This is a genomic window from Bradyrhizobium sp. USDA 4486 (genome assembly GCF_054057995.1).
Genome location: NZ_JBSRZV010000001.1, coordinates 3,520,365 through 3,533,768, shown reverse-complemented (window position 1 = coordinate 3,533,768; position 13,404 = coordinate 3,520,365). Strand labels below are relative to the sequence as shown.

General features: G+C 61.5%; 14 protein-coding genes. 6 read left to right on the top strand and 8 right to left on the bottom strand.

From position 1 onward, the window contains the following. Positions 1–152 precede the first annotated feature (152 nt). The 3 genes from oxlT (ACVWY3_RS17405) to ACVWY3_RS17395 form a co-directional block, all read right to left on the bottom strand. Positions 153–1,475, bottom strand: coding sequence for an oxalate/formate MFS antiporter (gene oxlT, locus ACVWY3_RS17405; RefSeq protein WP_456839555.1), 1,323 nt, complete (start codon positions 1,473–1,475; stop codon positions 153–155). A 260-nt stretch (positions 1,476–1,735) separates the two neighbouring features. Beyond that, positions 1,736–3,022 carry an oxalate/formate MFS antiporter gene (gene oxlT / locus ACVWY3_RS17400; RefSeq protein ID WP_456839554.1) on the bottom strand — a complete coding sequence of 429 codons (1,287 nt, stop codon included), beginning with the start codon at positions 3,020–3,022 and terminating at the stop codon, positions 1,736–1,738. Between the two features lie 248 nt (positions 3,023–3,270). Continuing rightward, positions 3,271–3,408 (bottom strand): hypothetical protein, encoded by a 138-nt coding sequence (locus tag ACVWY3_RS17395; RefSeq protein ID WP_167336519.1) that lies wholly within the window; start codon positions 3,406–3,408, stop codon positions 3,271–3,273. A gap of 290 nt (positions 3,409–3,698) precedes the next feature. On the opposite strand from ACVWY3_RS17395, the gene ACVWY3_RS17390 reads away from it, so the two are divergent. Further along, positions 3,699–5,027, top strand: coding sequence for an Hsp70 family protein (locus tag ACVWY3_RS17390; protein WP_456839553.1), 1,329 nt, complete (start codon positions 3,699–3,701; stop codon positions 5,025–5,027). Between the two features lie 176 nt (positions 5,028–5,203). Here the strand turns inward: ACVWY3_RS17390 and ACVWY3_RS17385 are convergent, their stop codons facing one another. Next, positions 5,204–5,647, bottom strand: a complete 444-nt coding sequence (locus ACVWY3_RS17385) for an SRPBCC family protein (RefSeq protein ID WP_456839552.1) — start codon at positions 5,645–5,647, stop codon at positions 5,204–5,206. 274 nt (positions 5,648–5,921) lie between these two features. Next, on the bottom strand, positions 5,922–6,359 hold the full coding sequence (locus ACVWY3_RS17380) for a DUF2147 domain-containing protein (RefSeq protein ID WP_456839551.1): 438 nt from the start codon (positions 6,357–6,359) through the stop codon (positions 5,922–5,924). Between the two features lie 138 nt (positions 6,360–6,497). Between ACVWY3_RS17380 and ACVWY3_RS17375 the strand changes: the two genes are divergently transcribed. Together ACVWY3_RS17375 and ACVWY3_RS17370 are read left to right on the top strand one after the other, a co-directional pair. Next, positions 6,498–7,064, top strand: a complete 567-nt coding sequence (locus ACVWY3_RS17375) for a DUF2975 domain-containing protein (RefSeq protein ID WP_456839550.1) — start codon at positions 6,498–6,500, stop codon at positions 7,062–7,064. A gap of 5 nt (positions 7,065–7,069) precedes the next feature. Next, entirely contained in the window at positions 7,070–7,315 is a 246-nt protein-coding gene (locus ACVWY3_RS17370) for a helix-turn-helix domain-containing protein (RefSeq protein WP_456839549.1), read from the top strand. A 78-nt stretch (positions 7,316–7,393) separates the two neighbouring features. Here ACVWY3_RS17370 and ACVWY3_RS17365 read toward each other — a convergent pair whose 3' ends face one another. After that, a complete protein-coding gene (locus ACVWY3_RS17365; RefSeq protein WP_456839548.1) occupies positions 7,394–8,125 on the bottom strand; it encodes a DUF3750 domain-containing protein in 732 nt (243 codons plus the stop codon). Positions 8,126–8,279: 154 nt separating this feature from the next. Between ACVWY3_RS17365 and ACVWY3_RS17360 the strand changes: the two genes are divergently transcribed. Together ACVWY3_RS17360 and ACVWY3_RS17355 are read left to right on the top strand one after the other, a co-directional pair. Further along, a complete protein-coding gene (locus tag ACVWY3_RS17360) occupies positions 8,280–8,531 on the top strand; it encodes a hypothetical protein (RefSeq protein WP_456839547.1) in 252 nt (83 codons plus the stop codon). 566 nt (positions 8,532–9,097) lie between these two features. Next, positions 9,098–9,289 (top strand): hypothetical protein, encoded by a 192-nt coding sequence (locus ACVWY3_RS17355; RefSeq protein WP_456839546.1) that lies wholly within the window; start codon positions 9,098–9,100, stop codon positions 9,287–9,289. Between the two features lie 16 nt (positions 9,290–9,305). Here the strand turns inward: ACVWY3_RS17355 and ACVWY3_RS17350 are convergent, their stop codons facing one another. Next, positions 9,306–10,979: a GMC oxidoreductase gene (locus tag ACVWY3_RS17350; RefSeq protein WP_456839545.1), complete on the bottom strand. Its 1,674-nt coding sequence runs from the start codon at positions 10,977–10,979 to the stop codon at positions 9,306–9,308. A 217-nt stretch (positions 10,980–11,196) separates the two neighbouring features. On the opposite strand from ACVWY3_RS17350, the gene ACVWY3_RS17345 reads away from it, so the two are divergent. Further along, positions 11,197–12,756: a hypothetical protein gene (locus tag ACVWY3_RS17345; RefSeq protein WP_456839544.1), complete on the top strand. Its 1,560-nt coding sequence runs from the start codon at positions 11,197–11,199 to the stop codon at positions 12,754–12,756. Positions 12,757–13,094: 338 nt separating this feature from the next. Here ACVWY3_RS17345 and ACVWY3_RS17340 read toward each other — a convergent pair whose 3' ends face one another. Next, positions 13,095–13,337, bottom strand: coding sequence for a DUF1127 domain-containing protein (locus tag ACVWY3_RS17340; protein WP_456839543.1), 243 nt, complete (start codon positions 13,335–13,337; stop codon positions 13,095–13,097). Between the last annotated feature and the right edge of the window lie 67 nt (positions 13,338–13,404).

The following is a 13,404-nucleotide window of genomic DNA, read 5'->3' as shown; positions in this document are numbered from 1 at the left end:
GAGGGAGTGTGGTATACATAATGCCAACCGTCAAGCGCTGGATTTGGCTGATCCGAAAAATCTTGCGGCAGCAATACTGACGTGTGTCCGGCAGCCAAAAAGAAGGGGCGCAGCGCTGCGCCCCTTCTTGACCGACGCGAGAGGCGTGGTCGTTACGCCGTCTCGGTCTTGGCAGTTGCCGTTGCGGTGCTCGCGCCCTCGGCTTCCTTGCCGAGGATGAAGGAGCGGCGCAGCGGCTTGATAACGAACAGCGCCATCAGCGCCGCCGTCGCGTTCAGCGCCACGGCCACCACGAACACGGCCTTCCAGCCATAGGCGGTCGAGATCACGCTGGCGAGCGGGACGAGCAGCGAGGCAGTACCCTTCGCGGTGTAGAGCATGCCATTGTTGGTGGTCGCGAATTTCGAGCCGAAGGTGTCGCCGCAGGTGGCGGGGAACAGCGAGTAGATCTCGCCGAACACGCCGAAGTAGACCGCAGTCGCGAGCACGAACACGATCGGGATGTGACCATAGGCCGACAGCGTCAACAGCATCAGCGCCGCCGTGCCGAAGGCGATGAACATGGTGTGCTCGCGGCCGATCGTGTCGGACACAAAGCCGAAGAACGGACGACCAAAGCCGTCGAAGATGCGGTCGAGTGAGATCGCGAAGGTCAGGGCCGCCATCTGGAAGCCGGCGAGAGTCACCGGCGTGTTGGCGATCTTGAAGTCGTGCGCGATCGGCGCGATCTGCGCCGCGGTCATCAGGCCGCCGGAGGCGACCATGACGAAGACGAGATACATCACCCAGAAAATAGGGCTGCGCAGCACCTGTGGCGGGGTGAAGTCCATCTTGGTCTGCGGCAGGTTGAGTTGCTTCTTCTTCGGCGGGATCGAGATCCGCGGCGGCTGGATGAAGAAGGCCAGCACGAACACGATCAGGCCCTGGCCGATGCCGAAAGTGAGGAAGGCCTGCTGGTAGCCGCTCGATGCGATCATGGTCGCGATCGGCACCACGGTGATGGCGGCGCCGGCGCCGAAGCCGGCTGCGGTTGCGCCGGCGGCAAGACCGCGGCGGTCGGGAAACCATTTCAGCGCGTTGCCGACGCAGGTGCCGTACACCGCGCCCGCGCCCATGCCGCCGATCACGGCCGCCGTGTAGAGCAGGGCAAGCGACTCGGCATAGGAGTTGAGCACCCAGGACAGTGCGATCATCACGCCGCCGAACATGATGACGATGCGCGGGCCGTATTTGTCGACGAACCAGGCCTCGATCGGCACCAGCCAGGTCTCGGTGACCACGAAGATGGTAAAGGCGAGCTGGATCGCGGCGCGTCCCCAATGGTGGGCCGCATCGATCGGATCGACGAACAGCGTCCAGCCATATTGCAGGTTCGCGATCATCGCCATGCAGACGATGCCCATGACGAGCTGAAGCCAACGGAAACCGGTCCGAAGAGGCGCGGCTGTGACGGCGCCGTCCGTGCTGGAAATCATCAAGAACCTCCCAACGCGCCTGATTGATCGCGACCAGGGATGGCAAGGTGACCCGGTGTCGCAAATGTTGTGGCTTATCGTCGCAAGCGCGGCGGGCAGCTTGGTATACCATATCCCAGATTGCAAGCCCTATCTCATGTCGAAGGCCAACAAAATGCGCGGTTCCGTTCGGATACCGGAATCGATCGTGCTTCGGCCAAACGAAAACGCCCGGCCACTAGGCCGGGCGTCGTAAGCGAGCGAGCCGTCGAGGCAGCGCGTCAAATCGTCGATTTGGCGACCACGACCCTGCGCCAGGGCTTGAGCACCACGATCGCCAGCAGCGAGGCCAGGATGTTGGCGCCGGCTGCGATGATGAACACGCTGTCCCAATTGCCCGAGCTCTGCTGCATCAGGTTCGCGGCCGGAACCAGCAGCGCGGCGGTACCCTTTGCAGTGTAGAGCAGGCCTGCATTGGTGGTCGCGAACTTGGCGCCGAACGTATCGGTGCAGGTCGAGGGGAACAGCGAGTAGATCTCACCCCAGGCGAAGAACACGAAGCCCGAGAGCAGCACGAACCAGACCGGATCGTGGCCCCAGAGGTAGAGCATCCAGATGCCGATCCCTTCCATGCCGAAGGCGATGAACATCGTGTTCTCGCGGCCGATCATGTCGGAGATCCAGCCGAAGAACGGACGCGTCAGGCCGTTGAGCACGCGGTCGATCGTGGCCGCGAACGTCACCGCGGTCATGGTCATGCCGATCAGCGTGACCGGAATGGCATCGACCTTCCAGTCGACCGCGATCGGCTTCAGGTTCGCGGTGACCATCAGGCCGCCGGCGCCGACGATCACGAACATGAGGTACATCAGCCAGAAGATCGGCTGGCGCAGCACCTCGGTCGGCTGGTAGTTGCGACGCGACTGCACCAGCGCGGCGTTCGCCATCACTGCCGGCACCTGGCCCGGCTTCGGCGCGAGCAGGAAGAAGGCGAGGATGCAGATGATGAGGCCTTGTCCGAGGCCGAAATAGAGGAAGGTGGTCTGGAACCCACTGTCCTTGATCATGGCCTGGATCGGCGCGACGGTGAGGGCGGAGCCTGCACCGAAGCCCGCGGCCGTGATGCCAGCGGCAAGGCCGCGCTTGTCCGGAAACCACTTCAGCGCGTTGCCGACGCAGGTGCCGTAGACGCCGCCGGCGCCGATGCCGGCGATGATCATGCCGAGATAGTAGCCGTTGAGCGAGGTCGCCTGCGCGTTGATCGCCCAGCCGATGGCGCAGAGCACGCCCCCGACGAGGACGACGATGCGCGGACCGTATTTATCGACGAACCAGCCCTCGACCGGGACGAGCCAGGTCTCGAACAAGACAAAGAGAGTAAAAGCCCATTGGATCGACGCGCGATCCCAGCCGAACTTCTTCTGAATATCGGGGACGAAGAACGTCCAGCCATACTGGTAATTGGCGATCATCACCATGGCCGCTACACCGATCGCCAATTGCGCCCAGCGATACGTGTCGCTGACGCGCGCGGCAGTAGGGGCCGTTGCCTGCACCATGTCCGTCATAAAGCCTCCCGTGGCGCCTCTAATTTTTCTGCGAGCGCTGGAACGGCATTCTTGTATTCATTATGCCAAGGTTCAAGCGTTGGCCCGGCCACCGTGCGCAAATGCCGCAGCGAGCTTGTCCGGCCGCGGCAGTGACTCAGGGACAGCACAAGTAGAAATGGCCCCGTCCTGCGGGGCCATTCATCAAAAGTAGCATATGAACCGGTCTGAAACCGTCGCGCTGCGTGGCAGCACGGGAAAATGCCGGCTTATAGGCCGAAACGCGGCAGATCGCCGTTGTGATTCGAGATCTCGGCGCTCGCCATCAGGAGGCGGTCGATCGCGGCCATCAGGCGGGCGAACAGCGAGGAGGAGGGGGCGAGAGCGACGGAAGCGGTCTTGGACATCGGAAATTCCTTTCTTGAGACGGTCAATATCGCTGTCTCATTTCGAAAGGCAATCTATGTATACCAGATGCCAGTGTCCATGCGCGTGTTTGCATAGCAGCATGCGGCCTCTCGCATTGCAGCATAATGATGCGTTAAAGCGGCCGTTGCGGGCTTAAAATTGCAAAACAGCGGCCGAAACGACGCATTGGCGCGGATTTGACCGGAATCACAGCGTGTCCGGGCCTTGGCAGGGCAGGTCAAAGCCGTTAGTGCTCTGCCCCCTTTTCCAATCAGCTGCAGAGTGGTTCATGTCGAGCGCCTCGGCCGCCGTCTCGATCGGCATCGATTTTGGGACCAGCAACACGGTCGTCGCGCTCGCGGCGGACGACCGCCGGGTCGAGGCCATCCGCTTCGACCATGGCGGCCAGCGCCACAGCGTCTACGTCTCGGCCCTGTGCTTCTGGGAGGACCGGCCCGGCGCGGGCGCCCAGGCCGAGGGCGGCCCATGGGCGATCGAGACGTTCCTGGAAGGCCGCCACGTCTACCGCTTCCTCCAGTCCTTCAAGACCTTTGCGGCGAGCTCGAGCTTCCAAACCACGCAGGTGTTCCGGCAGCGCTTCAAGTTCGAGGACATTCTGGCGGCGTTCCTGCGCACCCTGGCGCGCCATGGCGGCGAGAAGTTCGGCTTCGAGACGTCCAACATCACCGTCGGCCGTCCCGTGCGCTTTGCCGGCGGCAATCCCGACGAGACGCTGGCGATGCAGCGCTATCGCGCCGCCTTCGAGCGTCTCGGCGCCGGCCACGCCCGCTATGTCTACGAGCCCGTGGGTGCGGCGTTCTCCTTCGCCCGCCGCCTGGAGCGCGATGCGACCGTGCTGGTTGCGGATTTCGGCGGCGGCACCAGCGACTTCTCGGTGATGCGCTTCTCGCGCGCCGGCGGCACGCTGCGCGCCGAGCCGCTGGGCCACGCCGGCATCGGCATCGCCGGCGACACCTTCGACTATCGCATCGTCGATCACGTCGTCTCGCCGCGGCTCGGCAAGGGCTCGAGCTTCCGCTCGTTCGACAAGGTGCTGCCGGTCCCGAGCGGCCACTACACCAACCTCGCGCGCTGGCATCAGCTCGCGATGATGAAGAGCAATGGCGACCTGCGTGAGCTCCGCGAGCTCGCGCGCACCGCGCTGAAGCCGAAGCTGCTCGAGGACTTCATCACCATCGTCGATCTCGACCTCGGTTTTTCGCTGTATCGCGCGGTGTCCGATGCCAAGGTCGCGCTGTCGGGGCAGGATCAGGTCGACTTCCGCTTCAAGGGCGGCGGCGTCGACATCGGTTCGACCATCACGCGGAAGAATTTCGAATCCTGGATTGCCGACGACATCGTCCGGTTAGGGGCCACTGTCGACAAGGTGCTGGCTCAGGCCGGCATCACCGCGCGCGAGGTGGAGAAGGTGTTCCTGACCGGCGGCACCTCGTTCGTGCCTGCCGTGCGAAGACTGTTCGCCGAGCGCTTCGGCAACGAGCGGCTGATGTCGGGCGACCAGTTCGAATCGATCGCCTATGGCCTCGCCCTGATCGGGCACAGCCCCGATCCGGACCGCTGGACCGCAGATGGCGGGCTCAAGCCGAAGGGTGCGTAGGGCAGTGGCAGTCGTCATTGCGAGCAATGACGATGTGGGTCGATCTGCAGATGCGATCAACCAGTGCCGTAGGGTGGGCAAAGGCGCGGAGCGCCGTGCCCACCATCTCTTTCCGAGGTTGAGACAGACTGGTGGGCACGCTGCGCTTTGCCCACCCTACGATACTGCTGTCACTGCTACTGATTGATCTCCGGCTCGACCAGCCGCGCCAGATTCCGCAGCGATTCCTGCCAGCCGAGATAACAGGCCTCCGGCGGAATGACGTCGGGGATGCCGGCCTGCGTGATGTCGACCTCGGTGCCGACCGACACCTTCTTCAGGATCACGGTCACCTGGATCTCGCCCGGCAGATTGGGATCATCGAACCTATCAGTGTAGCGCAGGCGCTCGCCGGGCACGAGCTCGACATATTCGCCGCCGAACGAATGGCTGTTGCCCGTGGTGAAATTCCGGAACGACATCTTGAACGTGCCGCCGACCTTGGGTTCGAAATGATGCACGGTGCAGGTGAAGCCGTTCGGCGGCAGCCATTTCGCCATCGCATCGGCCTCGAGGAAGGCGCGATAGATTTTCTCAGGGCTGGTGGCCAGAACGCGGTGCAGTCGTACAGTGCTGGGCATGTTCGTCATTCCTCGTGCATGTGCATTGATGGGCCGAGGTTGGCGTCTAAAGCATGATCCGGAAAAGTGCGAAGCGGTTTTCCGGAAAGATCATGCTTTAACATCAACCCAAAGTGCGATGACGGTTCATCTCATCGCGCTTTAAGGCCCGTTCATGTCTAGATGACGAACGAGGGGCTGCCGATCCGACACGTCATCGCAGATATAAAGAGATCGCAGATAAAAGAACTGCCGGAACCGGCGGCTTTGACATTGCGCGCGCCGGTTCTGCCGCTCACCGCGTCCAGTCTTCACCCGCGCACAACGTTCCCATGCAGCCCTGGACGTTGAGATTGCCCGACGGCAGCAAGGTCACGGTGCTCGCATAGGTCTTGCCGTCGTCGGCATTGTAGATCCGGCCCGACCATTTGTTGGCGCCGGCCGCCTGCATGTCGATGAACAGGGAGATGCCGACGATCTTTCGGCCGCGCAACGCCGGATCGGAATTGTGGTCGTCGAGCTGCGGCTTGCCGGTCTTCTTGTCGATCGGCTCCTTCAGCCAGACGACGCGGCCGCACAGCGCGTTACCGCAGCGGCTCACCTTGATCTTCGCATCGCCCGACTGGGTCAGCCAGACGCCGCCGGGATCGCCCGACGCTGCGGCTTCGGCATTTCCGAGCGGCGAGATGGACAACATGGCTGCGAGCACGTGCCGGACAAGGGTGGAACGCATGGGGGCTCCATATCGAATTAATTATCATGAATTATTTCATGATAAACGATCAATATATCGCGCTTAAGGTTGAGTCAAGCGCCTGGAACGGGCATATTGGCCCGCGTAGATGACCCTTGCATTGCGGAGTGGCTGGAGATGGTTGCGGTGGAGACGTCGGTGCGCGAGGCCCGGCAGCGCTGGTTTCGGCGTCTTGATCTTGCGTTCTGGGCGATCTGGGCGGCGCTGCCGGTGATGGTGTGGCTCGCCTATCGGGCCAACACGACCGCCTCCGCGTCGATCGCGGCCAGCCTCAGCCCCGAGCAGGCCAAATGCGCCGGCATCGTCGCCAACCCGCTCGACATGTCGCGCCGGGGCCAGTTGCTGTTCTGGACCTTATTTGCGCTTCAGCTCTCGTTCTTCGCCGTGTTGATCGGCATCCTTCACCGCATGGTGCATCGATTCGCGCGCGGCCGGATCTTCGTGTCCGAGACACTCCAGGGTGTGTGGTGGATGGGAATCATTCTGGTGATCTGGCCGTTCATCGACCTGATCACCAGCAACGCGGTGGCCTATGCCTTGCACGAGATCGGCGACGTCAAATTCTTCCTGCCGTCATACAATATCGACATCGGCGCGATCGCGGGCGGGGTGTTCCTGATGGCGCTGAAATTCGTCATCGAGCACGCCATCCGGCTGCAGTCCGAAAACGAACTGACGATCTGAGGTGAATGCTTGTGCCGATCGTCGTGAACCTCGATGTCATGCTTGCGAAGCGGAAGCGCCGCCTCGGGGACCTCGCGGATGCCATCGGCATCTCCATCCAGAACCTGTCGATCCTGAAGACCGGCAAGGCACGGGCGATGCGCTTCTCGACCCTGGCTGCGATCTGCCGCGAGCTCGACTGTCAGCCCGGCGACATCCTCGAATATGTCGCGGGCGAGGAGAGCGATAGGGAAGCGGGCGAGGGGAGCTGAGGTCACACCGGACGGGTCTTGTCCGCCTTGGTCTTGGACGCGAAGACCTGAAGAATCTCCATGCGCAGCGCCCGGCCATTACAGGCCGGCGGCCATCCCAAATCGGCCAAGGCCAGGTAGCTTGAGCGCCGGACGCCGGATGTCGAAACCGAGCACGGCACCAAGGAAATTGACCTCCAGACCCTCGACCCATCCGATCGAGAAGCCGATGTATCCAGCGAGCGACGCATAGATGCCGGTGCCTGACGCGGTGATACCGAGCCATTTGCCGGTGTAGGGGAAGTCCTTGCCGATCGCAGTCGGCGGCAGGACGGCGCGGAGCTCGGGGACGGAGTCGAGTGCGGCCTGCACGAAGGTGTTCGAGTTGGGACCGGGCCAGGCGCTGTAGTCTCCGTAGGAGCGGAACCTGTAGTTTTCGATCACATCCCGCATCTTGGGGATCAGCGCTTCCGCGCGCTCTCCATTCACGGCGACGATGGTTTCGGGCAAAGCGCCGAACCACCGCCCATCTGGAGCGAAGCCGTTGGTGCGGATCGGCTCGCCCCAGGCCGTGTAGTCATATCGGGTGTAGGTCGCCGCATTCTTCTCCTTCACGACGATCCAGGTGTGAACGGCAAAGATGCTGCGCCATCTGACGGTTCTCGCCGCGAACACCCGTATCGCTGCTTCCGGATGATCCGCCGCGGCGGGCAGAAGGCCGGCGCTCGACCGGTCTGCCATTTGCCAATTGCCGCGGCCATCGCCCAAAACCAAATATCTCGCCGCCGAGGCAGCGAGGGGCGCAAACAGGAGGAACAGAAAGATGAGCAAGTGTTTCTTCAAGGGAGCGGTGCGGCGGGATCTTCCATGATCATATAGTTCGCATGGGTACCGCCGCCATAGCTGCTCCAGACGATCGGTTCCGTTGGATCAGGTGAGCCGACGGAGTTTGAAGCTTCGCTGGTTGTTCGAGAGGAGAATACGCATGGACATGAAGGAAGCTTCGGCGATGACGGAGGCCTCGGGGTTGGTGGATGAGCAGGAGGGCATAGGGCAAACCTCCGGATCGAACAGGCCAAAGGAGAACGCAGGGGAGAGCCGTCGGCCGGTCCAATCGCCTTCCGCGGATCCTGCGATGCGATGGGCTGAGCAGTTGCGCGAAGTAACGATGAAGGCGCCGTTGCGGTCGCTGCTTGTCGCCTTCCTGGCCGGAGCGTGGATCGCACGCCGGCGATAGGAGTGGCGACTTGCGCACGTCACGACGGGGAAGGTCCGAAGACCTCGAAGGGACACGGCAACACCCGAGGCCAAGACATTCCGGTTGTCTGCCGTAGCGGGTGCGGTGGCGCTGGGCTTGACCCGCGCAAGAGCATATGGGAACAAAACCGCTGGTTGAGCATTGGTATTATGTTTCGCCTCAGTTGAAATGGAGCCTTGGAGACCAAATGATTACCGCCGCGCAATGCTTGGAATGGGCACATTGATATAGGGCACTCTCTCAAACATCCGGCATCTCCAAAGACCGCGCCTTCATCATGAAGAACATCGCGAGGAGCCTTTCTGGTTTGGCAGGCCAATTGGACCGCCTTGATGCGCTTACGAGAGATGAACAGTCTACATAATTAGCAATGCGGATCGCGCGCGAGTGAAACCGGCAGCCTGCCGAGCAGACTGAGGAGGTCGCCGAGCTCCCGGAGCGTCGTCAGCCCGCATCCCTGACGGAGAGGGTTACCTCGAAAGAGGCGCAAGAAGCGCACTCTGAAGGGCTTGTCAGAGCGCTCCTGGTACCGAATAGGATTGCGGATGGGGCAAATTGAGCCGATCCGCCGTCGCCAGCAATCGTCGATCCGTCACGTGCACCCGAACCACGTTGACGAGGACGATGGGGCAAGATTTTTCCGAGGGCTGTTGATCGCCACGGGGCCGGGCCTGCTGCTTTGGTTGTGTCTCGCACTTTCAATCAAAATGATGATCCACGGCGATCTACTTCCCTGAAGCAAGCGAGCCTCCTTTAGGGAGTGCACACCTGAGTTGGCGAGACGCCCTTCAGTTTGAATGAGCGGGCTATGTGATGCGACAATCGCAGAGCGAGCGCCACGACGATCAGCGTCGGATTGGCTTGACTGGACGTTGGCAGCACCGACGTGCTGCACAGGTACAGGTTGGCGATGCCAAAAGCGCGAAGAGTGCTGTCCGCAACTCCGTCCTTTGCCGATGAAGCCATCCGCGTCAAGCCGAGTTGATGCGTGCCATCCTTGGCCTGCCGCAGAGCGGTCTGTTGCTGATCGGACGGGTTACAGCGCAGCACCAGCCGGGCGAGGCTTCCCCGCTTCAACCATTCCGACATTCGCCGGTGTACTCTCTCGAGGGATGCTGCGTCCGCATCTGCAAAGCGCAAATCGATCGCAATCCGGTTCATACCCAACCGATCGACCTCGCCTGTCAAAGTCACCCGGCTCTCGCGATTGGGCAGATGCTCGGCATGATATGCTAGTCTGTACTGCGAGCTTGGGTTGCGTATGAGGAAGCCTGGAGGCCGAGGGTCTGCGCGCCATCGTTCCAAAAGCGCTTTTGCGTCAGCCAGAACGCTCATGAAGCCTGCTGGGGTGAGGTTTCTCAAATGTGCCCTCGCAGTGCTCCCGAGAACGTTTTCGCTGTATCGGCGCCGAACGACTTCCGGCAAGATTGCTCGTCCGAGGCTGTTCGCGCCGGAGAGCAAGAACACCATCGAGAGCAGCGCTCGTCGATGCCTCGCATCGGCAATCGCGCCCTCCGGCCAGAGAACGGTGTTCGACAGGTCCCATTTTTCCTGCGTTGCTTCGCTCGGCCGGAATCGGCGTCGGGTATAGGTTCCGCTCGCGTCCTTCCGGAAGTCGAACAAGTCGACGTATTGCGGCTTGAGAAACCTGACGTCCGCTATCGAGCCCATCAAATGGCTCATGTAATATCGCCCGAGGGGGCCGGCCTCGCCGCCGAACAGCCTGGGGCGATCGCGCTGCATATTCAGAGCCAGCCTTGTCGTCTCGATCCCTCCCGCCGCAACGACGAGCATTCGAACGGGTAGTTGGGATGCTTTCGATCCGTCCGAAGATGCCACCGCAAGTCCAGTGACGACGCCATCGTCGGAGAGGAAAACCTCGGTCACGACCGTGTTCAGGCACACCGTGATGCGGGTGGATCGAACGGCGGCCGCACCGTGCGAGACTTGGCTACGCCTCTCGCCCGCGAACCGCGCAAGGCTCGTGCACGAGAACTCATCGTCCGACCCATGAGCTACATCGGCCGCAATGAACTCCGCAGGACCCACGTCGAGAAAGCGACTGGCCGGTTCAAAGAACGGCAATATGTCCTCGAATGTGATCGGCCATCCTCCGTCGCTTACGAATCTCCGCTCCTTGAAGTCGATCGGATCGTAGGCCACGCAGGCTCCGGCCCAAAGATTGGATGTTCCTCCGAACATTTTGGCCGATACGGCCTCGAGCGGGCCGTGGGTTGCCGGCGTGCGGAGTTGCGCGGTGAACAGACGGTCCACTGATCGACGCCGCCTCAGACCTCCAGCTTCGAGGACTTGGCTGGAAATTCCAAGACGATCGAGCTCAAGCGCGATTGCGAGACCAACAGGACCCGCTCCGATGATCGTGACTTCGGCAGCCACCTGCGATCGCTCAAAAGCGTCTCCGAACATTGGGTGTCCTTGCGCAATCGAGGAGACAACCTGCGTGAGAATTGCGGTTGCAAGATGAATTCGCGCGATCGAAGGCAGGCGAACGCCTCTCTCGTGAGAGGGCAGGGCCATCACACATGGAAACGGCGTCCCTGCGGCTGGATATACCCATTTATAGTCAGTTCGCGCGCCGAATAAACATCATAAGCTTTTGCTCGGTCTAGTTGAGGAGGATGCGATGCGCAGGCAGCCTGTTCCGCCTACTTCGGGCGATCTGGTCAATCGTCAATTCGGCACCGACGACAACCTCATAGGCACGCCCGGCGCACCGACCTTGTTCGGTGATGCCGGTGGCAGCATGTTCGACTTTTCGAAGGGAGGGAACGACACCTTCGACGAAGTCGGACTTTCCAATTACACATTTTATGGCGACGCGATCGGCAGCCTTTTCGATTTTGCTCGGGGCGGCGATGACACGTTCAACGGACTCCCTCTGGCTGGTGTCACGGCCTACGGCGACGCCGGTGCAGACATGTCGGATCACAGCAAGGGCGGCAACGACACCTTCCTGTCTGGGACGGGCAGACAGCAAACCAATACGTTCTTCGGCGACGCCGGCGGCTCCATGTCGGGTCACGCTCACGGCGGCGACGACACTTTCATCACTCAGACGGTACAAGGCGGCACCCACACGTTTTACGGCGATGCGGGCGGCGACATGTCCGGCGACAGCAAGGGCGGCAACGACAGCTTCCAGGGCTCTAGACAGGCTGCAAACATCTTTTTCGGGGACAGCGGGCACGACATGTCCGGTCACGCCCAGGGCGGCGATGACACATTCACAGCCAGAACGGACTCAGGCAACACATTCTACGGAGATGCCGGGGGTGACATGTCCGGCCACAGCAGAGGTGGCAACGACACCTTCAACGGAGCCTTGTTCGCAACGCAGGTGTTCTACGGTGATGCGGGAGGCAACATCTCAGGCCATGCTCAGGGAGGAGACGACACTTTTACGGGCTCGGGTGGGGCCGTCCTGTCAAAGACCTTCTACGGTGATGCTGGCGGCGACATGTCCGGCTTCGCCAAGGGCGGCAACGATACCTTCGCAAACGAAGGCGGCTCCACAGTGTCATTTTACGGGGACGCCGGCGCCACAATGTCCGGCCATGCCCAAGGCGGGAATGACGTTGCGACTTTGCAGGGCACCAAGAACTTCGCCGTTGGCGATGCTCTTACGATGCTCGACGCTGCCAGCGGAGGGAATGACAGTCTCAGCGGCGGCGATAGGTCGCTGACTGATGTTGTAAACCAGCTCTATGGTGATGCCCAAGTCATGGGCGGGGCGAGCCAAGGAGGCGATGATCTTATCGCCGGCGGTGACGCGATTAGTAGCGGCCGGGTCGATAACTTCCTATGGGGCGACGCCGCGGAACTTTCAGGTCGTGCCAACGGCGGCAGCGATATCCTATACGCGGGGAGGGCTGGGCAAGGTTCCACGGTCAACAATGAGATGTGGGGAGATGGCGAACTGGGCGGCAATGCTCATGGAGGCTCCGACACGTTCGTATTCAAGGACGACGGCGCCATGACCGTTGGGACCAGCAATTTCATTCGCGATTTCAGCCAATGCCAGGGTGACAAGATAGCTTTCATCGACATTGAGGGCGTGCAGTCGTTCGACGACCTTGTCATCACGCAGAGCGGAACCAGCACGGTCATCATCGCGGGAGCTGATCAAGTCACGCTTGCAAACTTCACGGACGTGATGACGAGGGACGACTTTTTGTTTGTTTGACAGGGCACTCAGTTCGCCGGTCCTTGGCGCATCTTGAGGATGGCGCTCCAGGACGCGAGCGGCTCCTACCCGTCGCCTGGCGTATGGCCTGGCGCTGGGCTCGCCGGCGACATCGTGCAGGTCGCGCTCGCGCTGATCGGAAGCGCAGCCACCGGTGCTGACGCGACAGAGGCGCTCCGTACGCTGGGCGGTGTCAGCTTAGACTAGGAGCATACAACGGATGTCCTGCGGCTTGGTGCTCAGCGGCGGCTTGTCACCCCTACCGAAAGTAAGCCCCGGCAATATTCATTTAGCCGTTTTCGCCTGCGTCCAATCATCTGGCACAGGGCTTCAGTTGTTCATTCAGAGGATCGGATGCCTCGCGGGTCAATACCTCGATTGGAGGCGACGTAGTCGATCTCGCCGCGCGTTGTGCCAATGTCCATTAGCTCCCTGTCACTGAGGTCGCACAAAGCTCGTCGTAGCCTCTGGCACTGGCGCCATTCCTTAAGCTCACCCCAACATCGCTTGAATAGGCTCGGGACGCTCCACGTCGATGCGGCGCTCGGTCGCGACCCGATCCAACTATAAGTCGTATCCATCGCGGCATCTCCTCGGGTTTTAAACCAAAAGAGGATACGAAGGACTTGCAGGGCTTGCTTAACATTC